The following is a 24,166-nucleotide window of genomic DNA, read 5'->3' as shown; positions in this document are numbered from 1 at the left end:
CAGGTATGTGCCGCGGCAAGAGCAGCGGTAGTCAGCAACAGGAAAAAACAAACTGTATGAGAAAGCACACCGTTCGCGTGGGGATCGCGCTGTGGTTCTGGGGAACATCGCTTGCCGCATTGGCCGCAAGCGGGCAGGTGGTCGTCGACGGCGCGGGACGCGCGAGTGAAACCGTGCGCGTGGGTGGCCGCGACGTGCCGTTGCTGCGCGCGCTGGAGGAGATTGTCCCGCCGTCGTATAGCGTGAACGTGCCGAACGCCGGAGCATGGGCCGACGCGCCGGTCAGCTGGCAGGCCGGCAAACCCTTTGTCGAGGTCTTGCGCGATCTGCTGGCGGCGCGGCCCGGACTGCGCGCGCATGTCGATACCAATCTGCATCTCGTCACCGTGACGGGGCGCGACACCGAGCCGGCGGCGGCTGCGGCGTATGCACCCGTGTCCGCGCCGACGCCGGATGTCGCCGCTGCAGTGACGGTGCCGGATGCAGCGTCGAAGCCCGCATCCGTCGGCCCTGCTGCGACAACGATTGCGCCGCCGAAGCCAACGAATACCCCTGAAAACACGGTGCACCGCATGATCGCGGCGCCGCAATCCGTGTCGGCCGCACCGGCACCGGCGACTGTAGCCATGCCGATGTTGCGTGCACAACCACCTATGATGGTTGCGCAGGTGAGCGCGCCCGTGGTCACCCCAGCTCCGCAGCCGCATGTGGCGGGCGCTGTCCCGAAGCCAGTCGAGCGCGCAGTCGAGCCGCCGGTCGCCGGGCCACCAGGCCTGCCTTTGCAGGTCCATGAGGCGTCGTCGCAGCAGACCGTTGCGTCCGCATCGATCGACGCCAGCTCTCTCCCCGTAGCCCCCGCCGAACCGCAACGCGACTGGAACATGCGCGTGACGGACGGCTCGGTGCGCGCGGCGCTCGAGCGCTGGGCGCACGACGCGGGCTGGCAGTTCATCTGGGACGTGCCCACCGACTACAGCATCGACGCCACCGCCGCGATCCACGGCACGTTCGAACAGGCGCTGCACGAAGTCGCCGATGCGCTCCAGGGCGCGCCGGTGCCCATCCAGATCGTCATGTATACGGGCAACCGCGTGTTGCGCGTGATTCCGAAGGGAGCAGTCTGATGACCACGCCGACGGCCCTCCAGCGCCGCGCCGCGCGCGTCTGCGCAATCGTACTGAGTGCGGCGCTGGCCGCCTGCACCGGCCTCACCAACCGCCTGACCCACGAAGCGAACGGCGACGCCGCGCGCGCGGGTTCGCTGCTCGGCCGCTCGCAGGCCGGCCACAACCTCGAAGGCGAATCCGACGACGTAATCGTCAAACACGCGCTCTGGCTCTCGGGCACGCCGCTCAAGCTGCCCGCCAGCGACAAGCTGCCGCCAATGTTCGCCCAGGCCGCGAGCTTCGACGGCAACGTCGATTCGCTGCAGGCCTTCGCGGAGCGCATTTCGCGTCTCACGCACATTCCCGCGCGGGTGCTGCCCGGCGCGAGCGACGCGGCCGCCGCACATACGGGCGGCGCGGCGATGGCGACCGGCGCCGCCGGCGTGCCGCCGCTGCCCACCGGCCTGCTGCAAGGCCCGTCGCCGCAGAGCGCGGTGGCGCGCGTGGCCGCATCCACGGCGCAGGCCGAGGGCGCGAGCGTGCGCATCGTCTATCCGCGCGGCACGCTGCACGGCCTGCTCGATATTGCCGCGGCGCGCTTCGGCGTGTCCTGGAAGTACGAAAGCGGCGCCATCGAGTTCTTTTACACCGAGACGCGCGTCTATCAGGTGATGGCGATTCCCGGCGACTCGAAGCTCGACACGCGCGTCGTGAGCGGCGCGAGCAACAGCGGCGGCTCGAGCGGCGGTTCGATGTCCGGCGGCGGGTCGGAAGGCTCGAGCGCGAGCGGTTCGGTCGGCTCGGGCTCCACGCCCACCGTGTCCTCGGACAACTCGACCAACACCGGCATGAGCGCGCAGCTTTCCGTCTACACGGGCCTGCAGGCGGCGATCAAGGCGATGTTGTCGCCGGCCGGTTCGGTGCTCGCTTCGCCCGCGACCGGTTCGATCGCCGTGACCGACACGCCCGACATCCAGCAGCGCGTCGGCGAATTCATGGCGCAGCAAAACCGCGTGCTCGGCCGTCAGGTGCTCGTCAACGTTTCCGTGCTGTCGGTCACGCTCAGCGCCGACGACAGCTACGGTATCGACTGGAGCGCCGTCTATCAGGCGCTCGGCACCCAGTTCGGCATCTCGAACGCATTCAAGTCGGTGGTGACGGGCATGAGTCCGGCGACGTTCTCGGCTCAGGTCATCACGCCGTCGAGCCGCGCGTCCGCCACATCGGCGATGATTTCGGCGCTCTCGCAGCAAGGCACCGTGCGGCGCAAGACTTCGGCCTCGGTCACGACGCTCAACGACCAGCCCGTGCCGGTGCAGGTCGCCACGCAGCAGGGCTATCTCGCGCAGATCTCGACCACCTCGACGCTCAACGTCGGCACCCAGACGTCGCTCGTGCCCGGCACCATCACCACCGGTTTCAATCTCACGCTGCTGCCGCACATCCTCGACGACGGCACGGTGATGATGCAGTTCTACACCAATATTTCGTCGCTCCAGGATCTCTCTTCGTTCGGGCCGACCAACCAGCAGATCCAGTTGCCGACCGTCGATACGCGCAACTTCCTGCAGCGCATCGCGATGAAATCGGGGCAGACGCTCGTGATCAGCGGCTATGAGGGCGTCGCGGAACAGACGCGCCACCAGGGCGTCGGCCGTCCCGACAACTACGTGTTCGGCGGCGGCGAAAGCGCGACGCAGGCGCGCGAGATCATCGTGATCCTGATCACGCCGATCTCGGTGAACGGCGCCTGAGCGCGCCGGCGGAAGGCACGCGCAATGGCGACGCAACTGGTCCAGGTCGGGCGGCACCGCTTCATTTGCGGGCTGTTCTGGCAATCGTTGTCGCGCCGTCACGAACTGCGCGCGGAAGCGCGCGAGCTGGCGGCGCGGCTGAATTTCGACGCGATGGTGCTGCGCATCGATCGCGGTTTTGCGGGCGCGGGCTTCGCCAGCACGCGCGAAGGCGCGCCGCTGGGCGTGCCCTCGCTGGGCGCGCTGGTCTCGAAGGCCATCGCCACCGAGGGCGCTTTTTACGACGGCCGGCAGCAGAGCGCGCCGAACTGGCTCGGCGCATTCAGCCTCGCCGACGGGCGCTGGGCCTATTTCGCGGTGCGCGACGGCGCGTTCCTGCCGAACGGCGACTGGGTCGGCACGAGCGAGGAAGTGTTCGAGCGTCTGCACAGCGATTACAGCCTCGGCGGCTGGAACGTCGTGATCGGCGATCCGCGCGTGGAAGTGCAGGGCTTTCACTGCTTCTATGCGCGCAAGCTCGAAGACATGCTGCCGCGCCGCGCGGGCAAGGAGCGGGTGCCGCGCTGGACCCGCCTCGTGCCGGTCTCGCGGCGCGTGCAGTGGCGACGCGTGGCCGTGGCGGCCGCCGTCATGAGCGTGCTGGGCGGCGCGGCGTATGGCGGCTGGACGTGGCGTCAGCAGCGTCTCGAACAGGCGCGCGAGCGCGCCTTCGCAGCCGGGCGCGCGAAGCTCATGCGCGCGAACGCGGCTGCTGCGCAAGCGCCCTTGCATCCGTGGTCCGCGCAGCCCACGCCCGCCGCGTTCGTCGAAGCCTGCCTCACGCGCTTCGCGGCGCTCGCGCCGGGCGGCTGGCAACTCGACGACTACGTGTGCCGCGCGTCCAGCGTGAGCTATCGCTGGTCGCGCAACGATTCGAACGTGGCGCTGCTGCTCGCCGCGCAGCCGCGTGCGAATGTCGATTCGAGCGGCGATCACGCCTCGCTGGTCGCGCCGCTCGCGCTGCCCGCAGGCGGCGACGATCGCATCGACGGCATTCGCGGCGAGCGGCTGCGGCTGCTGTCGTCGTTTCAACTACTGGGCGTCGGACTCGCGTTCACCTTGCAGCCGCCGCCAGCCGCGCCGCGCAGCGCCACGGCGCAAGCGCTCGGGCAGGTCGGCATCGGCGGCAAGGGGCAGGACGCGCCGCCGCCGTGGCGGACCTGGCGCATTCGCGCCGATCTTGGCGATCTCTGGCCGTCGAGCGTGACGGCGTATCTCGAGCAACCCGGCGTGCGGCTCGACCAACTGACCTGGCGGGCCGGCCAATGGAGCATCGAAGGAGTGGTGTATGAGCAATGAGCGGGACATCCAGCGATCGCGTCGGACGCATCGATCGCGCCGGGCGGCGCTGGCGCTGGCCGTGACGTGCGTGAATCTGGGCGGCGCGTGGTTCGGCGCGGCCCCGGCCATGGCCGAATCGGCGACGGCGGCGCACGCCGCCACGCCAGCATCGAACATTGCGCCAGCATCGACCAACCCATCGACCAACCCATCGGCCACCGCCGCCGCGCCAGCGCTCGTCGCCGACGTGGTGCCGGGCGCCGCCGCCGTGAGCGCGGCGAACCAGCTGATGCGGCTGCAGGAAGACACCGTGGTGCTCAAGGCGCAGCTCAAGAAGCTCGACGCCCAGGCGCAGGTCGCCGAGCGCGAGGCGGCCATTGGCCGCCTCGACCGCAACGGCGCGAGCGCGGTCTACACGCTGCTCACGACCGAGAGTCTGGGCGGCGCGTCGAGCGCCACACTGCAAACCGCCGACGGCGCCGAGTTCGACGTGCTGGCTGGCGACACGCTGCCCGACGGCCAGCGCGTGCTGGCGATCCGCCCCGGCGCGGTGGACATCGGCGCGGGCCACGGCGGGCGCCGCAGCACGCTCACGGTGATGACCACGCATCGCGCGGCCACGCGTCTTGCCGCCGCAGCGAACGGCTGGAGCGGCGCGGCAAGCAACCTGCCGACGCTTCCCGCCATGCCGCCCTTGCCAGCCTCGATGAGGTGACCGCCATGAAGCCGCTCCATCAGCCGGATCAGGCCGCGCAGGCCATCGACGCGCGTGCGAGTGCGCCGGGTGTCACGTCAGGCGCTCCCTCATGTGCTCCCTCATGTGCTCCCTCAGGCGCGCCGTCGCGCGCGGGCGCGCTGCGCGCCGCCGCGCCTATCGCCATCACGCCGCAGGCCGCGCAGGCTTTGCAGGAAGCACAAGCCGCCCAGACGTTGCCGCCCGGTGCATTGGCCGTGAGCGCGCAAGGCCAGGCCGCCGCGCCGCCCTCGAACGCGCGACCGCTCTCCGATAGCGGCGAATTCGTGGCGAGCGCCGAAGAACGCAAGTTCCTCTGCCTGCTCGACGACGGCATCCTGCTGGTCGCCGAAGGCCACGACATGAACCCGTTCGTGCTCTCTTATTGCGCGCGCCTCGAGCGCCTTAACTGCCGCTACACCATGCGCCGCGCGAGTCTCGACGAGGTGCGTCTCGCTTACCTGGGCCAGCGCCGCGACGGCACCGGCGAGCGCGTCGATCACACGCAGATGCAGGTGGTCGCGAAGAACCTGATCGCGCGCGCCTGCCAGGAGCGGGCCTCGGACATTCACATCCGCGTGAACCGCTTCAGCACCGAGATCCTGTTTCGCATCCACAGCGAACTCACGCGCGTGAGCGAGCAGACGCGCGAGTACGGCGAACGCCTGCTCGCCACGCTCTATTCGGCGATGGCGAGCGTTTCCGATACGACCTACAAGCCCACCGAGCGCCAGGATGCCAGCATCGGTGAACGCGACAAGCTGCCCGAAGGCCTGTTCGGCGTGCGCATCGCCACCGCGCCCACGAGCGTCGGCAGCATGATGGTGCTGCGCCTGCTCTACAACGACGCGGGCGAATCGGTCGATCTCACCACGCTCGGCTTCACGCGCGCCCATGCCGATGCGCTCGACGCGCTCGCGCAGCAGCCGCACGGCATGAATCTGATCAGCGGCCCGACCGGCTCGGGCAAATCGACCACGCTGCAGCGTGCGCTCACGCGTCTGATCCGCGCCATGGCGGGGTCGATCCACGTCATTACGGTCGAGGATCCGGTCGAGTATCCGATCGCGGGCGCGGTACAGACGCCAGTGGTCAACGCAAGCACCGAGGACGCGCGTTCGCAGGCTTTCGCGGCCGCCATCGCCAACGCGATGCGGCTCGACCCCGACGTCATCATGATCGGCGAGGTGCGCGATCGCGCCTCCGCGCAAAACGCCTTGCGCGCCGCGATGACGGGCCACCAGGTCTGGACCACGGTGCACGCGAACAGCGCGCTTGCCATCGTCGACCGGCTGACCGATCTGGGCCTGCCGCTCGCGATGGTCACGGACGAATCGCTGGTCACGGGACTCGTCAGCCAGCGGCTCGTGAAGCAGCTGTGTCCGCATTGCTCGCGGCCGTTCGCCCAGGCGCTCGGCGAGCTCGACGCGGCTTTCGTCGCACGCGTGAAGCGCGCCACGGGGGCGCGCTTCGAATATGTGCGCACGGCCGGGCCGGGCTGCGAAGCCTGCATGGGCGGCACGGTGGGGCGCACCGTGGTGGCCGAGGTGATCCGCACCGATGCTGCGTTATGCGAACTGTTGCGTACCGGCCAGCGGCACGCGGCGCACGCGTACTGGCAGCGCGAGTTGGGCGGGCGCACGGTGGCCCAGCATGCGGTGGACAAGGTGGCGGCGGGTCTCGTCGATCCGCGCATGGCCGAGCGCGTGGTCGGCCCGCTGCCGTTCGACGACGAAGGGCGTCCGCCGATCGGCGCGGTGGGGGGCGAGCGATGGCGCCTGAACTGAACCGCCGCTGGGCGCGCCTGCAACTCACGGCGTCCGCGCGTCAGCGCGTCTATCGCAAGATCGCCACCATGCTCGCCAACGGGCTGCCGCTGCTCAAGGTGCTCGAAGAGCTGGAGCTGCGCGCCTCGCACGACGGCCGCAAGCCCAACGAGCCGATGGCGGTCGCGATGGCCGACTGGCGCCGCGTGGTGCAGAACGGCGGCATGCTGTCGGCGGCGATGCAATGGTGGACGCCGCCGACCGAACAGATGATCGTGATGGCTGGCGAGCAGTCGGGGCGGCTCGAAACCGCGCTCGCGACCGTGGGCGGCGTGGTGGCGTCGAGCCGCCGCATCCGCGCGGCGATTGTCGGCGGCATGGCGTATCCGCTCGTCATCATGGCGATGACCTTCGTGTATCTGCTGCTGTTCGGCAAGCTCGTGGTGCCGCGCTTCGCGATGATCGTGAGCCCGCAGCACTGGCACGGCGTCGCCCATTCGCTCTACACGCTGTCGCAGTTCGCGCGTTACGGCATGGTGTGGTGCATGTTCGCGCTCGTCGCGGCGGCGGCCGCGCTCGTGTGGTCGATGCCGCGCTGGGCGGGCAGTCTGCGCGTGCGGCTCGACCGCTTTCCGCCGTATTCGATCTATCGGTTGATCGTCGGTTGCGGCTTTCTGGTGGCGTTCTCGTCGCTGCAAACGGCGGGCTTCACCGTCGAGAAGTCGCTCACGCGGCTTGCGGGCAACGCGCAGCCGTGGCTGCGCCAGCGTATCGACGACATGCTGTTCGGAGTGAAGTCCGGCCTCAATGTCGGCGAAGCGATGCGCAACACGGGCTACCAGTTTCCCTCGGCGGAGATTGTCGACGACCTGTGCGTCTACGCCGAATACAAGGGCTTCGCGCAGGCGCTCAGCACGCTCGCCGACGAGTGGATGCAGGAAGGCGTCGCAGCCATCGAGGCGCAGATGCGCGTGCTCAACGGCGCGGCCATCGTCGTGCTGGCCCTCGTGCTGGCGTGGCTCATCATCGGTTTCTTCGGAATTCAGCAGGAAATTGCCGCTTTGTCCCATTCCGTCCATTGACGGTGATCTGTAATGACGCGACGCGGACGAATCGCTTCGCGTCCACCCATCAACGATAAGGAGCGCAGTATGCAGCACGAGACCACCGCCATCGTTTCCCGTCGCGCCTCCGCCTTGCGGATGCGCCGAAACCGTCGTCCCGCCGTCGCGCGAGAGATGCAGCGAGGCGCTTCGCTGCTCGAAGCGATCGCCTATCTCGGGATCGCGGCGATCGTCGTGATCGGCGCGGTCGCGCTGATGAACGGCGCGTTCAACAGCGCGAGCACCAATGAACTCGCCGAGCAGGTCAACGCGATCCAGAGCGGTGTCAAGAAGCTCTATATGGGGCAGACCAACGGTTATACCGGCATCGATAACGGCGTGCTGGCGAGCGCGGGCGTGTTCCCGAGCACGATCCCGGCTTCCACGAGCGGCACCGCGACGAATGCGTGGGGCGGCACCGTGACGGTGGCGGCCGGCGCTGCCACGGGCGGCACGGCGGGCACCTTCACGATCGTCTACACCGCGGTGCCGCAGGCCGTGTGCATCAATGCGCTCACGGCGGGCGGCAGCTGGGTTTCGGTGGGCACCGACGTGAACACAGAGAGCACCGTGCCGGTTCCGCCGTCCACCGCGACAACCGACTGCGCCAACAGCAGCAACACGATCACGTGGACTTCGTCGTGATGTTCGTTGTGATGTTCGTTGTGCACGCAACCGGTGTGAGCGCGCCATGTATCTGATCTGGGTCGTCGCCGTGCTGGCGATGCTGGCGGGCGCGCAGGCGCTGATCGCGCGCGAAACCGCGCCCGCCACGCCCGCGCCGGGCGTGATGAGCCTTGCGCAGAACATGGCCGCGTATCGGGCGGCGCTCGTGACGTATGCGCTCGCGCATCCCGACTTCGCGGGCAGCGTGCCGGACGCGGGCGTCACGCCCGATCCGCTCTGGCGCAACTATGTGGCACCGAACGCGGGCTATGCGGGCAGTGTGGTCGTCGTCTATGCGGCGAGCGCGAGTGCGAGCGCACTGCGCGTCGTGCCCGAGATCGAGGCGCTCGCGCAGGGTTCCGCGCTCGCGGGCGCGGCGCAGGGCGGCAGTATCGTGTCGCCGGGCAATCCGGCTGTGCCGTTGCCCACGGCGATCGCCGCAGCAGTGCCGCAAGGCGCGCCGGTCTGGATGGCGCAGGCCTATGAATAAGCGTATTGCCCGCCATGCGCGCGCCGCGCGTCAACGCGGCTTCACGATGATCGAGATGCTGGTGGCGCTGGCGCTCGCCGCCATCATGATCGCGGGCTTCGCGGCGATGCTCAACAACACGCTCGACGATACGCGCGCGCAGCAGGCCGCGCTCTATCAACAGCAGATGGCGCAGGCGGCCACGCAGCTCGTGCGCCAGAACTACGCGGCGCTGGCCGCCGCCGCAACCACGGCCACTCCGGTGGTGATCGGCTTGAAGAACACGCCATATGTGCTGTCGAGCTGGCTGCCCGACGGTGTGGGCGCGACCAACCCGTATGGGCAGACGCCTTGCCTGCTGGTCTACGCGAGTCCCACGACGGCGGGCGCGCTGCAGGCGCTGCTGGTGACCGAAGGCGGCACGGCGATCAGCGATGCGCAGCTCGGCTATATCGCCGCGAACTCGGGCGCGGGCGGTGGCGAGATCCAGAGCAACGGCCGGGCGCTGGGCGCATACGGCGCGTGGAGCGTCGCCGCGCCCAATCCGGGCGGCCAGTCGTGCTCGGGCACGAAAACGGGCAAGGGGCATCTGGCCAGCCTCGTCGCCTACAACGGCAGCCAGGCGCAGAACAGCGACTATCTCTATCGCGTGGCCGTACCGGGCAACCCTCAGGCCAACGCCATGCAGGTGCCGATCGTGCTCGCGCAGATGCAGACCGCCTGGCAGCAGTGCGGCACGGTGGGCGCCGTGGCCGCAGACGCGGACGGTGAGGTGCTCAACTGTCTCAAGAATGTCTGGGAGCCGCAGGCTTCGTATCACTGGCGCGGAGCCGTTCAGGAGGAAGCCGCGCTAGCCAGCGTCGCGAACCCCGTGCAGGGCGACGTGATCATGACCTCGCTCACCAATCGCGCCTACACCTTCAACGGCACCGCGTGGCAGGCGCTCGCCGTGGACGAGTCGGGCAAGCTCGAACTCGGCAATGCGCAAACGGTCGGCGCGGCTTGCGTGCCGGCTTCGGCGAGCAGCACCTCGGTGACCACGGATGCGAACGGCCGCGTGCTCAGTTGCCGCAACGGCACCTGGCAGACCCAATCGGAGATCGAGCCAGCGGATTCCGTCACCGGCTGCGAGAAGGTGCTGGTTTCGCCCGGCGCAACCGACTACGACTGCGCCGGTCCTGCGGCCGCCTACACGCACAACGCCACCAACGGCACCTACTCGTACACGGTCACGCAGGCCGTGCATCTGAGCAAACCCGGGATGATCGTGGCGTCGACCTGGGCGCATCTGAACGACGGCACTTGCACCACGCTGCAGAATCCGCCGCAGGCGCGGGCGCAGGTCTCGCAGAGCGTCGATATCACCGACTCCGGCGGCGTTTCGATCTCGCACACCGAAAGTCAGGGGCCCACGCTCGTGAACGATTCGGGCGGCATCAACAACAGCCTCACGCAGGCCGAACCAGTGGGCGACTACAACGTGGTCGTGACCACCAACTGGGCAACCTACGACGTGATCACGACGCCGTGGACCAGCAGCTTTTGCGGCGAAAGCGGCCAGACCATCCCGAATACGCCGGTGGCGGCGGGCTGGTCGATCAATACGTATTACTGAGCGGGCCGGCGCGATGAGATTTCCTGCCCGGCTCCGCTCTATGCACTCACTGTGTTCAACGCGTTCAATGCGGCACTTGCGCCTGCAACAGCTCGTGCAGTTCGAGCCGGTTGTAGGTCATGCGCAGCGCGTCGCGCGCGAGGCACTGGTTCTTCGCCACGAGGCTCGCGAGATGCTCGTTGAGCAGCCTCGACATGTTGTCTTCCTTGCGCTTCATGAATTCGCCGATGAAGGGCAGCTTGGCGGCGTCCATGATCATCGGCCCGATCTGCTGGTTGTTGTTGAACAGCAGTTCGCTGGCGAGCACGAAACTCTCGCCGTCGGCGCTCGGCACGAGACATTGGCAGACGATGCCGATCAGCGAATTGGCGAGCGTGGCCGCATAGCGCTCGCGATGCTCGGCGGGAAAGAACGAGAGCAGCCGCGTGAGCGTGGCGATGGCGCTGCCGGTGTGCATGGTGGCCAGCACGAGATGGCCCGATTCGCCGGCCTGCAAAGCGGTTTCGGCGGTTTCGGGGTCGCGCACTTCGCCCACCATGATGACGTCGGGCTTCTGGCGCAGCGCTTCGCGCAGGCCGGCGGGAAAGGTGGGCGTGTCGGTGGGCACTTCGCGCTGCGAAACGATCGACGAACGGCATTCGAGTTCGTATTCGATGGGCTGTTCGATCGTGACGATGTGACTCGTGCGATTGCGGTTGATGTAGTCGAGCATCGACGCAATCGTCGTGGTCTTGCCCGAACCCGTGGGGCCGGTCACGAGAATCAGGCCCTTGGCGCTGTCGATCATCGAGCGCACATAGGCGGGCAGGCCCAGCTTGTCGAGCGCGAGCGGCTGCAGGGGCAGGCGGCGGATCGAGATCACCAGTTTGCGCCCGCCATAGGTGCGATACAGATTGCAGCGCAGACGGCAACGCGTGAGCACGAACGGACGGTCGATCGCGCCGTGCTGGATCAGCGTTTCCCATTCGGGTTCGATGGACGCGAGCATCGGGCGCATTTCGTCGAACAGGACCGGCTCCTCGCCCACGGGCAACCAGCCGCGCGGCGTCTTGATCATGATCGGCCGGTCCTGCTCGATGTGAATGTCGGTAAAGGTTTGCGGCAGGTCGATCAGTTCGAGGATTTCGCGCGTGAGATCGCGGCGGTCGTCGTGCGGTGCAGTCATCTTCATCATCCGGCGAGCAGGAACAGTGCGGGCATTCTCACACGAAAGCCGCGTATGCGCGTGCGCATGACAGTGCGACGCTTCGCATGCGCGTCGCGCGCCGCATGCGGCGCATCGCATGATGGCGCCTGTGATTCCTTACTCGTCAGGCCAGCCAACATGAAGTGGAACGTGAGACTCAACGCCTTTGCCCTGTGTGCCGCGCTTGCGTTCGGCGCGTTCGACGCCTGCGTGCCGCGCGCCGCGTTCGCCGCGCCCGTGCAATGGAAATCCGGGACGCTCGACTATGCCGCCGAGGGTAAGGACATCAAGGACGTGCTGCGCGACGTGGGCGCGAGCCAGGGCCTGGCCGTGCGCATCGCGCCAGGCGTCACGGGCAGCGTGAGCGGCAAGTTCCATCTGCCGCCGCGCCGTTTTCTCGACATGCTCGCGGCCTCGTTCGGCTTCGTCTGGTACTACGACGGCGAGGCGCTCGACATCGTCACGGCCGCGGATCTGCAGAGCCAGCTCGTCAAGCTCGACACCGCGAGTACCGACACGCTGCGCAGCACGCTCGCGCAGATGCGCGTGGCCGACGAACGCTTTCCGGTGACCTATAACCGCGCCGAAGGCACCGCGCTCGTGAACGGGCCGCCGCGCTACGTGCAGATGGTGCAGGACATTGCCGCGCGGCTCGACAGCAACGCCTCGCGGCGCGGCGGCACGGTGGTGCGCGTGTTCCCGCTCGATCACGCGTGGGCGGCGGACCGCAGCGTGCCCATCGATGGCCAGCATGTGACGATGCAGGGCGTGGCCTCGGTGCTCAACGGCATCTATCACCCGCAGGCGCCGAAGGACGGCAATGGCAACAGCGGCGCCGCAGGCGGGCGCGATGCAGGCGCGGTCGGCGCGCAGGGCGTCACGCGCAACACGCCGATCGGCGACGTGAACGGCCAGACCTACACGAGCCCGTATGTGCCGCCGCCGATCCCGGGCGGCGGCGCGAACGGCGCGACCAGCAAGGGCATGTTCGCGGGCCTGACGGGTTCGCCGTCGCCGGCCGTGGCCGCCGCGATTGCGCCGCCACCGGGCGGCGGCGCGTCGAGCGGCGCGTCCGCGCGCACCGACGACACGTTGCCCGTGATCGTCGCCGATACGCGCACCAACGCCGTGATCGTGCGCGACAGCGCCGATCACATGTCGCAATACGACGCGTTGATTCACCGCCTCGACGTGAAGCCGCAGCTCATCGAGATCGAAGCGCACATCATCGAAGTCGACGACAACGCGCTGCAGCAGCTCGGCGTGGACTGGACCGCGCACAACAGCCATGTCGATATCCAGACCGGCACCGGTTCGAACACGCAGCTCGGCTACGACGGCACCGTGACGCAGAATTTCGGGCAGACCTCGCTGGCGGGCAGTGTGCTCGCCTCGGCGTCGCCGGTGGGCGCGTCGGTGGCGGCGGTGCTCGGCGACGCGGGCCGTTATCTGATGGCGCGCATCTCGGCGATGCAGCAGGACAACACCGCGAAGATCGACGCCAGCCCGAAGGTCGTCACGCTCAACAACATCGAAGCGGTGATGGACGACAAGCAGCAGTTCTTCGTGCCCGTGCAAGGCTATACGGCCGGCGATCTCTACAGCATCTCGACGGGCATTTCGCTGCGCGTGCTGCCGATGGTCGTGCAGGAAGACGGCAAGACGCGCATCAAGCTCGACGTGGCGATCCAGGACGGCCAGCTCACTTCGCAGACCGTGAGCAATCTGCCGGTGGTGCAGAACAGCAACATCAGCACCCAGGCCTTCATCAACGAAGGCGATGCGCTGCTGATCGCGGGCTATCGCGCCGACACCGACACCAACGGCGTGACCGGCGTGCCGGGCCTGTCGAAGATTCCGCTGATCGGCGGGCTGTTTCGCACCAACAACCGGCAGAAAAGTCATCGCGAGCGTCTCTTCCTGCTGCTGCCTCATGTGATCGAGCCAACCTGAACGGAGCCCCATGACCGACAAAGCGACGATGCTTCCCGCGCACGGCGCGCCGATGTCCGACGACACGGCGCGCCGTGCGCGTGCTGCGCTGGCAGGTTTGCCGTGCGGCGTGGTGGTGCTCGACGCGGCGGGCGCGATCGCCGAAGCGAACACGCGCGCGAGCGCGCTGCTGGCGATGGCGCTGCCCGTGGGGCTCGATTTCAGCGAGGCGCTCGGCGAGCGCTTCGCGCTGCCCGAAGTGCTGCGGCCCGCCGATTTCGAACGCGGTTTCGATTTGCGCGCGGGCGAGGCCACGCTCTGGCTGCAGGCGGGCGAGGGCGCGGGGGCCGCGCCCGGCACGCGCGGCTGCGTGATCGCGATCACCGACGTCTCGCCGTTCGCACGCCGCGTGGACGAACGCGAGACCTCGCTGCGCTTTTTGCTGCATGACCTGCGTTCGCCGCTGAATTCGATCAACGCGCTCACCCAGCTCGACGCGTTGGACCCCGACGCCTTCGAGCGGTGCGGTGGCATGGAGCAGATCACGCAGCTCGCGCATTACGTGCTGTCGCTGGGCGAGCAGTTCATCATCACTTCGGTTGCCGAACATCTGCACGCACGCGATTTCCGCCGCTTCGACCTGCGCGCGACGGTGCGTCAGATCATCGCGCAGCAGGAAGTGACGGCCGTGTATTGCGGCGTCGCGCTGCATCTGTGGCTGCCCGACAGCGCGCCCGTGTGGGTCAACGGCATGCGCAACTTCGTGGCGCGTGCGATCCAGAACGTCATCGACAACGCCGTGCGCGCCTCGCCGCGCGGCGAAGCCGTATCGGTTTCGCTGCGTCATGGCGAAGGTTGCGCCGAAGTGCTCGTGAACGATCGCGCGGGCGGCTTGCCGGGCCTCGCGCAGGAAACCCGCATCACCGATTTCGACAAGCTCGCGAAGAAGAGCGCTACCGGCTTTGGCCTGGGCCTGAAGCTCGCCGTGCAGATCATGGAACTGCACGGCGGCTCGCTCTACGCCGAGCGCAACGACACGGGCGGTACGCGCTTCGTGCTGCGTCTGCCGTGTCTGAATCCCGCGCCCGCGCGCGCCGCGCATCCGTCGCTCGCGGATGCCGACCGCGCGCGGCGCTAGCGCGCCGTGCCAGACGGCGCGCGGTCATTAACGAGGTTCGATCATGCAATTGATGGCTGGAAAACCGGTGCGCATCCTGCTGGTGGAGGACGATGTCGCGCATCACGCGCTGCTCAACGCCTGGCTCAAGGCCGAGGGCTACCAGGTGAGCGGCTTTCACCACGGCCTCGCCGCGCAGCAACATCTCAACGACGCCTGGGCCGATCTGGCGATTCTCGACTGGGACGTGCCGGGTCTTGCCGGCGACAAGCTGCTGCAGAAGATTCGCGGCCGGGCCCAATCGACCATGCCGGTGATCTTCCAGACCGTGCATGCCGACGAAAGCGATATCGTGCACATTCTCGACGCGGGCGCGGACGATTACCTCGTCAAGCCGTTCGACCGCCAGGTGCTGCTTGCGCGCGTGCGTGCGCTGCTGCGCCGCTTCGCGGCCTCGCACGTGCAAAGCCAGCGCATGATGGTGGGCGAGTGCGTGCTCGACCGGCCAGCGCGCGCGCTGGTGGCCAACGGCGCGCCGCATCGCTTCGGCACCAAGGAGTTCGATATTCTGTGGCACCTCGCCACCCACCTCGGCGCGGTGGTGCAGCGCCAGGATCTGATGAGCGTGGTGTGGGGCTGGGACTCGGGCGTGCAAAGCCGGTCCGTCGATATGTACGTGAGCCGGGTGCGTTCGAATCTGCGCGCGGCGGGCGTGGCGTGGACGGTGCAATCGGCCTACGGCACCGGCTACCGGCTGACCCTGGAAGCGCAGGCGGCGCAGCCCGAGGCCGACGCATGAGCGCGCGAACCGTGCGCCGGGCGTTGAAGGCGTCGGCGTTGAGCGCGTGGGCGGCGTTCGCCTGCGTGGCGGCGTCGAATGCGGCTAACGCCGCGAACGTCGCGAACGAGCCAGGCTGGCGCGCCGCGAATTTCGATTACACCGCCGCGCGCACGCCGCTTGCCGACGTGCTGCGCGATTTCGGCGCGGCCGGGCACGTGAACGTGCGCGTGAGCGCGGAACTCGCGGCGCGCGGCGCGCGCGTAAGCGGCCGCTTCGCGATGCCGGCCTCGCGTTTTCTCGCCACGCTGGCCGCGAGCTACGGCCTGGTGTGGTACTACGACGGCGCGCTGCTGCACGTCTCGTCGGCGGCGGCTCAAACGCGGCTGGCCATCCATCCCGACTATCTGCGCGCCGAGGCGCTCGCCAACGCGCTCACGCGTGCCGGTGTGATCGACGCGCGTTTTGCGCTCGACGTCGAAGCCGCGAGCGGCATCGTGAGCGTCTATGGGCCGCCCGATTACGTGGCGCGCGTGCGCGCCGCCGCCGCGCGGTTCGAGGCCGACGCGCGCGCCGCCGTGCCGACGAGCGTGCGCGTCTTCCGTCTGAACGTGGCGAGCGCCGCCGACCAGAGCCACGTCGTGGACGGCCGCGTCGTGAGCGTGCCCGGCGTGGCGACGCGCTTGCGCATGCGCCTGCATGGCGGCGTTGCATCGAGCGACGACGCGATCCATTTCGAGTCACCCTTGCCGATCGTGCAGGCCGACGCGCGGACCAACTCGATTCTCGTGCGCGACCGGCCCGCTCGGATCGACGCCGATGGCGCGCTGGTCGCGGATCTCGACGTGAAGCCCACGCTGTTCGCGCTGCAAATGCTGGTGGTCGAGGTGCCGCGCGAGCGGCTGGCGGCGCTGCAGGTGGATGGCGCGAGCGCGCCGAAGCCGCTCGCCCAGGCGGATGCGCGGACGCTGACGACGCAGCTCGAAGCGCTCGCGCAACACGGCGAGGCGCGCATCGAGATCGCGCGCACGGCATTGACCGTCGATGGCGCGCCCGCGTTCAGTGAGCGTCATGAAGCGCGGCTCGTATCGCTTTCAGGAAAGCCAGAACAACAGGAACCCGCCGATGCCGCGCGCTGGTGGCTCAGCGTCGCGCCGACGATGGCGGATGTGAACGCCAGGCGTATCGCGCTCGATATCGAGCTACGCGACGCCGACGGCAGTGCCGACGCCACCCCGCATCGGCACGCCGAACTCAACGCGGGCGATGCGCTCGTGATGACGGGCGCGGGCGCCGATGCGTCGACGCGCCGTGTGATCGTGCTGGTGCCGCGCGTCGCCGCTTGAGCGGCATTTCAGGCTGGTTTTTGCGGGGTTTCCATCGCTTGCGCGCGGTGGGGCGCCACTCGCGCCACGCATACCTTGCGCGTCACGTCACGCGCGCAGCCACATATATTCGCCCGAGGCGATGCCCTCGAACATTTCATCCGTCGATTCGAGAATGCTGGTGCGCCAGTAGCGGCCATGATCGGCGTAATGCGAGAGTAGTTCGGCGACGTAAACGCCGTCGACGTCGTCGCTCATTTGCAGATGCACGAGCAGCACGATGCCGCCGCTATCGGCGTCGAGACACAGTTGTGCCTCGTCTTGCGCGTAGATCAGCAGATTCGCTTCGAGCATCAGGCGGAACACCACCAGCGTGCGGCCCGCGGTGACGGCGCCGAACTGGAAGTTCAGATAGAGCGCGCCGGCGTCGGACTCGTGATGTTCGAGGCCCACGTCGAAGCCCTCGATTTCCAGCGTGCGCGTGTCGAGCACAGCCTCGGCGTCGGGCAGGCCCACGGCTTCGCAGACTTCGTAGATCAAGGCTTCGTAGCGTTCGAGACTCATGGCAGGGGGCGTGCGAAGAACAAAAGAAAGCGGGCACGAAAGCGGGAGCCTGAACTCCGCGCTTCGTGCCCGGGCCGGCGCGCGCGTGCGCGCCGTGCGAGGCAGCGAGCCTTACTGGCCCTTGGCGGCGTCCGAGATGTTCTTCGCGCCGTTGTTGCCGACCGACGCGAGCGCCGACGTTTCCTGCTGCTGCATGTTGATCTTCATCGAAGCCATCGTCATGGCGCTGTTCTGGTCGGCCATCGCCTGCATTTCGCCAACCATCGATGCGCTCGAAGCTGCTCCCGATGCTGCGCCAACTGCGGTGGATGCGGTCATGGTGAATCTCCTTGAGTAAGAAAAAAAGGTGCTGCAATCAAAGGGAAACTGCAAAAAAACTGCTTTGCTGCGATGCGCCCAGACGGGCGCGAGTCCAACGAAACTGCCTGGATGAAACCGTGAATCTGCTGCGATGAAGCCGGTGTTGCCGATCGGTCCGCGTCGTTCGACCCGCTATTCAGGCCACGCCGCGCCGCTCCTGCAGCGCGAGCACGATGCGCCGCGCCGCGAGCATGCCGCGATACAGCTTTTGCAGATCGGCGCGCGTGGCGTCGTCGGCGGCCGCCTGGGTTGCGTCGCTGACGCGGCGCGCAGTCTCCTCGAAGGCCGCGACGATGCGGGCTACGCGCGCCGCGCTGTCGGGGGCGGCGAGCGTCGCGTCGAACGCGTTGAGATCCGCCGCGATGGGAAGCAGTGCGTCGTACATGTTCGGTTCCTCGTTCAATCGTTGTGCCCGTCGGCGGGGCCGTCGAGCAGATGCTTGGTGCCGTCGGGCGTTTCGATGTAGCGCAGGCCGCCCGTGGCCACGACTTCGGTGTATTCGACATTCGCCGCCGGCAGCCGGGCTTCCTTCACGTCCACGTCGAGACGCGCCACGTTGCTGTCGAGATCGGCGCGCACGCTTGCAATGCGATCCTGGAACGCCGTCATCGACGCCACGGTGCCGCTCACGCGAAATACGCCCGCGCCCGTATAACTCACTTGTGCGCCGGTGCCGGCGAGCGACTGCTGGATCTGGTCGACGTCCTGCTGCACGACGTCGTAGTCGCGCCGCGCCGCGCCGTGAGCGAGTGCATCGATGATGCGGCGCGCCTTGGCATTGGCGTTGGCGTCATCCACGAAGCCGCGCACGCTCAGAGCGCTGCGCTCCGCCGAGGCGTGCAGGGCGTGCAGCCCCTCGCGATGCAGCGCGGCGTCGAGTTCCACGGCCAGCGCTTTTGCGTCCACATGCGCGGCCGGTTGATCGGCGGCCTCGCTGGGCTGCGAGCCTGCGAGCATCGCGCCCGTCGTCGCCAGCACGCCGATCGCGACGGTGCCGGTCAGCGCGATCGCCGCCGTGCGCCAGCTCATGCGTTTCGCCGTCTGTTCACCGTGCAAGCCGTGTACACCCTGCGTGGCCAGTGCATCGGGAACGTCGTGGGTCGTCGCCTGTGCGCGGTCCTCGTCGACCAGCTGCTGTGTTTTCCAGAGGCCTGCGAGCAAGTCCAGATCGCTGGGCCAGGGCGCGTCTTCGGCGCCGATGCAGAACACGATGTCGCCGTTGGGCACCGCCACCAGATCGGCGAGCAGAACTGTGTCGCTGTTGCCGGCGTCGAGATGCATCACGCCTTGCTCGTCGAGCGTCAGTACGAGGGTGTCGCCGGACCAGTCGCTCACGCAGACATCGGCATCGCCAGCCGCGCTCATGCGGTACACGCCGGGCGTGAGCCGCATCTGCGCACCGGCGTGAACGCCGGTCAGTACTCGCAGGATTCTGGTGCTCGTCGTGTTCATGGTCGTAGGTTTCGCTTCGGTGTGTTGTGCTTCGGTATCCGTAATAATGTCTGCTGTGGCGCGGTTTCGGCTCCCTGCTGTGCTGCTTGCTGCCGGGCTTCCTGTCTCGCTACCGTTGAAGCCAGTTTAGCGATCCATTCATGCGCCGTTTGCAGCGACGCGAACTTGACGCGGGATTTGCGAAGCATCGGCATCGGCCGTGTTCGCGGTTGCGGCTTCGTTTGCCTTCGCGCCTGCGCCGCGATGTGCAGCCATCGCATCGATCAAATGCTGACGCGTCATGGCAAGCGTCTGCTCCTCCATGCCGAATTGCACGCCGAAGCGTTGCCGCGCCAGTGTGAGATCGAGTGTGTGGCCGATCCAGCGCGCGCTCGCGGATTGCGTATTGCGGCTCGACGCGCCCGCATGGAGTGCAAGCAGACGCGCGCGATTGCGGCGCATGACCATCGGCCCGGTCGCGCCTAGCATCGCAAGCGGGGCGAGCAGGGCGGCGTTGGGTGTTTGCCCGATGAGGCGCACCAGCTCGCGCGCGAACGCGGCGGCAAGCGGCTGCGCCCGGCTTGCTGCGGAGCCGTTCGCGGTGGCGAGCGCCTGCAAGCGCTCGGGCGGTGCAACGCGGTGCGCGCGTTGCACGCCATGCAGCGCGACGCGCGTGTCCCCGCCGCCGCCGCGCACGGTCATGGCGCGCGCGTGTTCGCGCCGCTGCTGCTGGCCGTGCTGGGAGTGCTGTCGTTGATCCTGCTGACCGCCGGATTGCTGGCCGCCAGAATGCGAATGACCACCGCGCTGTTCGCGCGAGTGGCCGTCGTGCTTGTCGTCACGTCGATCGTCGTGGTCTTTTTCACGTTCCCTGTCGTGATCCCTGTCGTGCTCTTTATCGCGTTCCTTGTCGGGATCGTGCTCGGGTTTTCGCTCGAACAACGGCTCCTCGCGCGCCGTGTCCTTGCCGTGCGGCTTCGGTGCGCCAGGACGCGGACGCTGGCCCAGCGCGCGCAGCAGTTTCGCGTTGGCGGGCGAGAGCGGCTTGTGCTGGCCGACGGCGAAGCGCCGGTTATGCCAGAACGCCGCCGCCATGGCCTTGTTGTGTTGCAGCCGCACACGCATTTTCGCGCGCTGCATCATGGTGCGCGAGACGAGCCCTTGCTGCGTGTGCGCCTGGCCGTTGTGTTGTGCTTCGGCCTGCTGTTCGTGTGACGGATCGCGAGGCTCCGCTTCGTGCGCGTGCGGCGCGCCGCCAATGCGCGCGTTCATGACGGAATCGCCATCGTGACAACCGTGTTGGCGAAACGCAGGATCGCCGCCGCGCCCCATGCGCCCGCAAGCAGCACGGTGGCGATCACGGCCACCAGCTTCACGGCGTAGGAGATGCTCTGGTCCTGCATCGAGGTGATGGCCTGCACGAAGGCGATCGCGAGACCCGCGATGGCGGCCACCGCCACCACGGGCATCGAAATCGAGAGGCAAAGCAGCAGGCCTTGCGTGGTCAAGCCCACGAGCATGTCGGTTTCCATGCGTGTCTCCATGTCATCGATAGGTGAGCACCAGCCCGTGGATCAGCGTGGACCAGCCGTTCATGGCGACGAACAGCAGCAGCTTGAACGGGATCGCCACATTGGTCGGCTGCACCTGGTTCAGGCCCATCGCCATCAGCACGTTGGCGATCACCAGATCGACCACGATGAAGACGATGTAGAGCAGGAAGCCGATCTTGAACGCGTCGGTCATCTCCGTGAGCGTGAAGGCGGGCGCGAGCACGATCAGGTCGTCTTCGTGGATTTTCGCGGCCATCTCTTTGGGCCACACGGCGGCCGCCGAGCGCACGAAGAAGCGCTTTTCGCGCTCGTGCGCGTGCCGCTTGAGAAAGGCGCGAAACGGCTCCTTGCCGGCGTCGAATACGTCCATCACCAGCGCGGACGTGTCGCCGCCCGGCTGGCGCGGATTCGCCTGCATGGCCTGCATCGCCTGCATGCCGATCGGCGCCATCACATAGGCGGTGACGAGAATCGCGATGCCGTTGAGCACCATGTTCGGCGGGACCTGCTGCACGCCCAGCGCGTTGCGCAGCAGGCCGAGCACGACCACGATTTTCGCGTAGGAGGTGGCGACCATCGCCACGAACGGGACAAGGCTGATCGCCACGATGGCGATCAGCAGCCCGGTCAGATCGCTAAACTGAACCATGGCCGTTCTGCATCTGCACGAGACGCACGCCGAGATGTTCGCCCACGCTCACGAGTTCGCCGAAGCCGATGGTCTGGCCGCAGGTGACCAGCCGGATGCGCGCGTCGGCGGGCGCGGTCGGCAATTCCAGCACATAGCCGGCGCGCAAGGCGGAGAGCTGCGCGACGGGCAGCGAAACGGTGTCGATCTCGAAGCGCAACGGCAGATCGAGCTGGCCGATCTCGACGGGCGCGTCGATGGCGTCGCTCAGCGGCGCGCCGGGTTGCAGGTCGTGGTTCATGACGGGGTCCTCGTTGAGAGTGAGCGTGGTGGAATGAAGCGTGGCGCGCGCGCGGATCTGGCGCGTGCCGTAGCGGCCCCAGGCGACGCGCACGCGCGCCTCGGGCGTCGCGCCGCGCAGATGCGCCGCGAGTTCGGCGGGCAGCGCGCGCAGCACGACATCGCCCGCGCGTAGCGAATCGAGTACGGCGAGCGAAAGCGTTTTTTCGCCGATCAGCAGACGTCCCGGCACAGTGAGTTCGCTCACATGCGTCGCGAACGGCAGGCATTGCTGCGCGACCAGACGCTCGAACACGTCGAGCCAGCCGCTGTCGATATGCAGCAGCGCGGCGTCGTAGCGCTGCGCGTCATGACGCCAATGCAGCGCGCAGCCTGCGGCCAAAGCAGGCGCGGGATTCGGCGCGAGGCGTTCGAAGGCGAGCACCTCCACGCCGTCGATGCCGAACTGCGCGAGCGTGCGCGTGAGCGGCTCGAACAGCAGCGCGCACAGCGCGAGACGCAGCGCGGGTTGCACGCGCTCGTCGCCGCTCTCGGCAACGAGGCTCGCAAGCGAAGGGTGCTGAGCAAGGTCGAGCGCGAAGCGCGCTTCGTACTGAGCCCAGCGCAGTGTCGCGACGGCGGTATCGCGTGCGCTGAGCAGGTCGGCGGCCGTGCGTGCACCCGCGCGCCAGTCGCCGATGCCGGCCGTATGCGCGAGCAGCGCACGTAGACGTTCATCCACGGCGAGACGCGCGAGCCGGGCTTGCGCGGCGCCGAGCGCGGGCAGCCGGTCTGGCGCGAGCGTGACGGCGGCGCGCCCCTCGGGCGCGGTCTCGGAGTTCAGACGGGTGTGGTCCATGTGGTCGGGTCGAAAATAATGTCGATATCGATGCGCGGGGCGCGCGCCTCGCGCCGTGCGAGCGCCGCGTCGAGCCGCGTGCGCAACGTCGTGCGATGCCGATAGAGTACGGACGCCGTGTCGGCATCGGCGGTCGTGAAGCGAAGCGCGAGGCCGAATTGCGAAAGCGCGAGTTCGAGCGAGCACGCGCGCAGCACGGCGGGGTCGAGCGCGAGCCGCACTTGCCAGCTGGCCGCGAGCGACGCGCCTGCGTTCGCGCAGAGCTGCGCGGTGTGTTCGGCGAGCCAGTCGAACAGGCGGTTCGTCGTGTGGTCCTGCGCGGGCGTGTCCGTGGCGGCGTTCGTTGCGCACGCATCGGTTACGCGCGGTACGCGGCGCATCGCGGTCAGCACACGCTGTGCATCGGCGCGCGCGGATGAAGAGGCGGTGCTCGTCGCACGCGCGGCGGCGCTCTTGTCGTGGCGCGCGTCATGACGGGAACCATCGGGCGAGTCGCCGTGTTCGTGGTGTTCATCGTTCGGATCGTGTTCGCCGGTTTGCGCCTGGCGGCCCTCGTCGGGCGACGGCGCGGGTTCGTGAGGCGCGCTTTCGGCCTGCTGCGCGCCGTCGTTGTCGGGCACTTCGCTTTGTGCGTCGTCGTTCGTCCGTTGCCGCCGGTAATGCTCGAACAGCGCGGCCTCGCGCCGCAAGCGCGCGCTCGCCTGGGCGTCGGCCTCGTCCTGCGCGAGTCGATGCGCGCGGGCGTCGGCGGTTCGCATCGCGCCGTGCGTCATAGCGTGAGGCGTCCCACGGGCTGCAAGTCCACGTGCGCGCCGAGTTCCTGATACGAATACACCGGCAGCCACGCAACGCGCGACTCGATCATGCGCTTCACGTAGCGGCGGATATCCATCGACGCGACCATCGCCACGCCCTCGCGCGGCGCGTCACCGACGATTTCGATCAGCTTGTTGACGAGATGACCGATCTCATCGGGCGGCAAGGCGAGGAAGTTGCCGGTCGGCGTCTGCTTGATCGACTGGCGGATGTGCTGCTCGACCTGCATGTCCACGAGCACGACGGGTAGATCGCGCGGGCCGCCGGTCGCGCGATGGGCGATCATGCGGCCAAGATCGATGCGGATGTACTCGGTCAGCATCAACATGTCTTTTTCCTTCGGACCCCAGACGATCAGGCTTTCCGTGATGCTGCGGATATTGCGCACCGGCAGGCCTTCTTCCAGCAGTCTGCGCAGCACATCGGCCATGCGTTGCAGCGGCAGCGCCTTCTGCACTTCAGCCACGAGGCCTGGATAATCTTCGCCGAGCTGATCGAGGATCCACTGCGTTTCCTGAATGCCGAGAAAGAGGTGCGCATGCTGGCGCAGCAACGCAATCGTGCGATGCGCGATCAACGCGGCGGGTGTGTCCGGTTTTTCCTGCTTGTGCTGCTGATCTGGCTTGTTCGCCGTCGCATCGAGCGCGCGCGCGCAATCGTCGAGCGTGGCGCGCGCGTGCGGCACGATTTCCTCGAGCTGGCAGACCGGCACCCAGCTTTCCGCGAACATGGACTGGTTCATGTCATTCATTCTGGATTCCTCTCTAGTATTTAAACTGCCTCGACAACCACGGGAATATCGGCCA

General features: G+C 67.9%; 23 protein-coding genes and 1 pseudogene. 13 read left to right on the top strand and 11 right to left on the bottom strand.

The window, feature by feature from the left end:
- Nucleotides 1-56 precede the first annotated feature (56 nt).
- The 9 genes from G3N59_RS07465 to pilV all read left to right on the top strand — a co-directional run bounded on the left by G3N59_RS07465 (nucleotide 57) and on the right by pilV (nucleotide 10,532).
- Nucleotides 57-1,124, top strand: a complete 1,068-nt coding sequence (locus G3N59_RS07465; RefSeq protein ID WP_205981930.1) for a toxin co-regulated pilus biosynthesis Q family protein — start codon at nucleotides 57-59, stop codon at nucleotides 1,122-1,124.
- Nucleotides 1,124-2,860: a PilN family type IVB pilus formation outer membrane protein gene (locus tag G3N59_RS07460; protein WP_205981929.1), complete on the top strand. Its 1,737-nt coding sequence runs from the start codon at nucleotides 1,124-1,126 to the stop codon at nucleotides 2,858-2,860. Before G3N59_RS07465 ends, G3N59_RS07460 begins: the two co-directional genes overlap by 1 nt.
- Nucleotides 2,861-2,884: 24 nt before the next feature.
- Nucleotides 2,885-4,198: a type 4b pilus protein PilO2 gene (gene pilO2 / locus G3N59_RS07455; protein ID WP_205981928.1), complete on the top strand. Its 1,314-nt coding sequence runs from the start codon at nucleotides 2,885-2,887 to the stop codon at nucleotides 4,196-4,198.
- The gene (locus tag G3N59_RS07450) at nucleotides 4,188-4,895 is read left to right on the top strand and encodes a type IV pilus biogenesis protein PilP (protein WP_205981927.1); all 708 of its coding nucleotides are present in this window, start codon (nucleotides 4,188-4,190) and stop codon (nucleotides 4,893-4,895) included. The genes pilO2 and G3N59_RS07450 overlap by 11 nt, the downstream gene beginning before the upstream one ends.
- A 5-nt stretch (nucleotides 4,896-4,900) precedes the next feature.
- Nucleotides 4,901-6,700: an ATPase, T2SS/T4P/T4SS family gene (locus G3N59_RS07445; protein ID WP_241023254.1), complete on the top strand. Its 1,800-nt coding sequence runs from the start codon at nucleotides 4,901-4,903 to the stop codon at nucleotides 6,698-6,700.
- A complete protein-coding gene (locus tag G3N59_RS07440) occupies nucleotides 6,685-7,761 on the top strand; it encodes a type II secretion system F family protein (protein WP_205981926.1) in 1,077 nt (358 codons plus the stop codon). The genes G3N59_RS07445 and G3N59_RS07440 overlap by 16 nt, the downstream gene beginning before the upstream one ends.
- Before the next feature lie 69 nt (nucleotides 7,762-7,830).
- Nucleotides 7,831-8,427, top strand: coding sequence for a type 4 pilus major pilin (locus tag G3N59_RS07435; protein WP_205981925.1), 597 nt, complete (start codon nucleotides 7,831-7,833; stop codon nucleotides 8,425-8,427).
- A 46-nt stretch (nucleotides 8,428-8,473) separates the two neighbouring features.
- Nucleotides 8,474-8,938: a type IV pilus biogenesis protein PilM gene (gene pilM, locus G3N59_RS07430; RefSeq protein WP_205981924.1), complete on the top strand. Its 465-nt coding sequence runs from the start codon at nucleotides 8,474-8,476 to the stop codon at nucleotides 8,936-8,938.
- Complete coding sequence (gene pilV / locus G3N59_RS07425; RefSeq protein ID WP_205981923.1) at nucleotides 8,931-10,532, top strand: shufflon system plasmid conjugative transfer pilus tip adhesin PilV; 1,602 nt, start codon at nucleotides 8,931-8,933, stop codon at nucleotides 10,530-10,532. Before pilM ends, pilV begins: the two co-directional genes overlap by 8 nt.
- 64 nt (nucleotides 10,533-10,596) lie before the next feature.
- Here the strand turns inward: pilV and G3N59_RS07420 are convergent, their stop codons facing one another.
- A complete protein-coding gene (locus G3N59_RS07420; RefSeq protein ID WP_205981922.1) occupies nucleotides 10,597-11,697 on the bottom strand; it encodes an ATPase, T2SS/T4P/T4SS family in 1,101 nt (366 codons plus the stop codon).
- A gap of 159 nt (nucleotides 11,698-11,856) precedes the next feature.
- On the opposite strand from G3N59_RS07420, the gene sctC reads away from it, so the two are divergent.
- Genes sctC through G3N59_RS07400 form a run of 4 tightly spaced genes read left to right on the top strand, consistent with a single transcriptional unit; the run spans nucleotide 11,857 to nucleotide 16,891 of the window.
- Nucleotides 11,857-13,671: a type III secretion system outer membrane ring subunit SctC gene (sctC, locus tag G3N59_RS07415; protein WP_205981921.1), complete on the top strand. Its 1,815-nt coding sequence runs from the start codon at nucleotides 11,857-11,859 to the stop codon at nucleotides 13,669-13,671.
- Nucleotides 13,672-13,723: 52 nt separating this feature from the next.
- The gene (locus G3N59_RS07410; RefSeq protein ID WP_205982245.1) at nucleotides 13,724-14,788 is read left to right on the top strand and encodes a HAMP domain-containing sensor histidine kinase; all 1,065 of its coding nucleotides are present in this window, start codon (nucleotides 13,724-13,726) and stop codon (nucleotides 14,786-14,788) included.
- A 43-nt stretch (nucleotides 14,789-14,831) separates the two neighbouring features.
- A complete protein-coding gene (locus G3N59_RS07405; protein WP_205981920.1) occupies nucleotides 14,832-15,566 on the top strand; it encodes a response regulator transcription factor in 735 nt (244 codons plus the stop codon).
- Nucleotides 15,563-16,891: a secretin N-terminal domain-containing protein gene (locus G3N59_RS07400; RefSeq protein ID WP_205981919.1), complete on the top strand. Its 1,329-nt coding sequence runs from the start codon at nucleotides 15,563-15,565 to the stop codon at nucleotides 16,889-16,891. Before G3N59_RS07405 ends, G3N59_RS07400 begins: the two co-directional genes overlap by 4 nt.
- 87 nt (nucleotides 16,892-16,978) lie before the next feature.
- On the opposite strand, the gene G3N59_RS07395 is transcribed toward G3N59_RS07400, so the two are convergent.
- The 10 genes and pseudogenes from G3N59_RS07395 to G3N59_RS07350 all read right to left on the bottom strand — a co-directional run.
- Complete coding sequence (locus G3N59_RS07395; RefSeq protein WP_205981918.1) at nucleotides 16,979-17,434, bottom strand: molecular chaperone Tir; 456 nt, start codon at nucleotides 17,432-17,434, stop codon at nucleotides 16,979-16,981.
- A gap of 111 nt (nucleotides 17,435-17,545) precedes the next feature.
- The gene (locus tag G3N59_RS07390; protein WP_205981917.1) at nucleotides 17,546-17,752 is read right to left on the bottom strand and encodes a hypothetical protein; all 207 of its coding nucleotides are present in this window, start codon (nucleotides 17,750-17,752) and stop codon (nucleotides 17,546-17,548) included.
- A 178-nt stretch (nucleotides 17,753-17,930) separates the two neighbouring features.
- Complete coding sequence (locus tag G3N59_RS07385) at nucleotides 17,931-18,179, bottom strand: type III secretion system protein (protein WP_205981916.1); 249 nt, start codon at nucleotides 18,177-18,179, stop codon at nucleotides 17,931-17,933.
- 14 nt (nucleotides 18,180-18,193) lie between these two features.
- Nucleotides 18,194-19,246 carry a secretion protein SctD gene (locus G3N59_RS07380; RefSeq protein WP_205981915.1) on the bottom strand — a complete coding sequence of 351 codons (1,053 nt, stop codon included), beginning with the start codon at nucleotides 19,244-19,246 and terminating at the stop codon, nucleotides 18,194-18,196.
- A 138-nt stretch (nucleotides 19,247-19,384) separates the two neighbouring features.
- Nucleotides 19,385-20,497 carry a hypothetical protein gene (locus G3N59_RS07375; RefSeq protein WP_205981914.1) on the bottom strand — a complete coding sequence of 371 codons (1,113 nt, stop codon included), beginning with the start codon at nucleotides 20,495-20,497 and terminating at the stop codon, nucleotides 19,385-19,387.
- Nucleotides 20,494-20,757, bottom strand: a complete 264-nt coding sequence (gene sctS / locus G3N59_RS07370; protein ID WP_205981913.1) for a type III secretion system export apparatus subunit SctS — start codon at nucleotides 20,755-20,757, stop codon at nucleotides 20,494-20,496. Before sctS ends, G3N59_RS07375 begins: the two co-directional genes overlap by 4 nt.
- Nucleotides 20,758-20,770: 13 nt before the next feature.
- The gene (gene sctR / locus G3N59_RS07365) at nucleotides 20,771-21,427 is read right to left on the bottom strand and encodes a type III secretion system export apparatus subunit SctR (protein WP_205981912.1); all 657 of its coding nucleotides are present in this window, start codon (nucleotides 21,425-21,427) and stop codon (nucleotides 20,771-20,773) included.
- Nucleotides 21,414-22,544 carry a type III secretion system cytoplasmic ring protein SctQ gene (gene sctQ, locus G3N59_RS07360; protein ID WP_205981911.1) on the bottom strand — a complete coding sequence of 377 codons (1,131 nt, stop codon included), beginning with the start codon at nucleotides 22,542-22,544 and terminating at the stop codon, nucleotides 21,414-21,416. Before sctQ ends, sctR begins: the two co-directional genes overlap by 14 nt.
- The gene (locus tag G3N59_RS07355; RefSeq protein ID WP_205981910.1) at nucleotides 22,526-23,302 is read right to left on the bottom strand and encodes a type III secretion HpaP family protein; all 777 of its coding nucleotides are present in this window, start codon (nucleotides 23,300-23,302) and stop codon (nucleotides 22,526-22,528) included. Before G3N59_RS07355 ends, sctQ begins: the two co-directional genes overlap by 19 nt.
- 11 nt (nucleotides 23,303-23,313) lie before the next feature.
- Nucleotides 23,314-24,045 (bottom strand): annotated as a pseudogene (locus tag G3N59_RS07350) (FHIPEP family type III secretion protein); the annotation flags it as partial.
- Between the last annotated feature and the right edge of the window lie 121 nt (nucleotides 24,046-24,166).

This window comes from Paraburkholderia sp. Ac-20340, assembly GCF_017104965.1.
Taxonomy (GTDB): domain Bacteria; phylum Pseudomonadota; class Gammaproteobacteria; order Burkholderiales; family Burkholderiaceae; genus Paraburkholderia.
Note: the sequence above shows the minus strand (reverse complement) of the source record. Positions and strands in the feature narration are given on the sequence as shown.

Bases quoted from the DNA above. Each gene is read 5' to 3' on its own strand.
- G3N59_RS07385 (WP_205981916.1), bottom strand. From the start codon at position 18,179: ATGTACGACGCACTGCTTCCCATCGCGGCGGATCTCAACGCGTTCGAC.
- G3N59_RS07460 (WP_205981929.1), top strand. From the start codon at position 1,124: ATGACCACGCCGACGGCCCTCCAGCGCCGCGCCGCGCGCGTCTGCGCA.
- G3N59_RS07450 (WP_205981927.1), top strand. From the start codon at position 4,188: ATGAGCAATGAGCGGGACATCCAGCGATCGCGTCGGACGCATCGATCG.
- sctR (WP_205981912.1), bottom strand. From the start codon at position 21,427: ATGGTTCAGTTTAGCGATCTGACCGGGCTGCTGATCGCCATCGTGGCG.
- G3N59_RS07410 (WP_205982245.1), top strand. From the start codon at position 13,724: ATGTCCGACGACACGGCGCGCCGTGCGCGTGCTGCGCTGGCAGGTTTG.
- G3N59_RS07420 (WP_205981922.1), bottom strand. From the start codon at position 11,697: ATGACTGCACCGCACGACGACCGCCGCGATCTCACGCGCGAAATCCTC.
- sctQ (WP_205981911.1), bottom strand. From the start codon at position 22,544: ATGGACCACACCCGTCTGAACTCCGAGACCGCGCCCGAGGGGCGCGCC.
- G3N59_RS07355 (WP_205981910.1), bottom strand. From the start codon at position 23,302: ATGCGAACCGCCGACGCCCGCGCGCATCGACTCGCGCAGGACGAGGCC.
- G3N59_RS07405 (WP_205981920.1), top strand. From the start codon at position 14,832: ATGCAATTGATGGCTGGAAAACCGGTGCGCATCCTGCTGGTGGAGGAC.
- G3N59_RS07375 (WP_205981914.1), bottom strand. From the start codon at position 20,497: ATGAACGCGCGCATTGGCGGCGCGCCGCACGCGCACGAAGCGGAGCCT.
- sctC (WP_205981921.1), top strand. From the start codon at position 11,857: ATGAAGTGGAACGTGAGACTCAACGCCTTTGCCCTGTGTGCCGCGCTT.
- G3N59_RS07395 (WP_205981918.1), bottom strand. From the start codon at position 17,434: ATGAGTCTCGAACGCTACGAAGCCTTGATCTACGAAGTCTGCGAAGCC.
- G3N59_RS07390 (WP_205981917.1), bottom strand. From the start codon at position 17,752: ATGACCGCATCCACCGCAGTTGGCGCAGCATCGGGAGCAGCTTCGAGC.
- pilO2 (WP_205981928.1), top strand. From the start codon at position 2,885: ATGGCGACGCAACTGGTCCAGGTCGGGCGGCACCGCTTCATTTGCGGG.
- pilV (WP_205981923.1), top strand. From the start codon at position 8,931: ATGAATAAGCGTATTGCCCGCCATGCGCGCGCCGCGCGTCAACGCGGC.
- G3N59_RS07440 (WP_205981926.1), top strand. From the start codon at position 6,685: ATGGCGCCTGAACTGAACCGCCGCTGGGCGCGCCTGCAACTCACGGCG.
- G3N59_RS07445 (WP_241023254.1), top strand. From the start codon at position 4,901: ATGAAGCCGCTCCATCAGCCGGATCAGGCCGCGCAGGCCATCGACGCG.
- G3N59_RS07435 (WP_205981925.1), top strand. From the start codon at position 7,831: ATGCAGCACGAGACCACCGCCATCGTTTCCCGTCGCGCCTCCGCCTTG.
- G3N59_RS07380 (WP_205981915.1), bottom strand. From the start codon at position 19,246: ATGAACACGACGAGCACCAGAATCCTGCGAGTACTGACCGGCGTTCAC.
- G3N59_RS07400 (WP_205981919.1), top strand. From the start codon at position 15,563: ATGAGCGCGCGAACCGTGCGCCGGGCGTTGAAGGCGTCGGCGTTGAGC.
- sctS (WP_205981913.1), bottom strand. From the start codon at position 20,757: ATGGAAACCGACATGCTCGTGGGCTTGACCACGCAAGGCCTGCTGCTT.
- pilM (WP_205981924.1), top strand. From the start codon at position 8,474: ATGTATCTGATCTGGGTCGTCGCCGTGCTGGCGATGCTGGCGGGCGCG.
- G3N59_RS07465 (WP_205981930.1), top strand. From the start codon at position 57: ATGAGAAAGCACACCGTTCGCGTGGGGATCGCGCTGTGGTTCTGGGGA.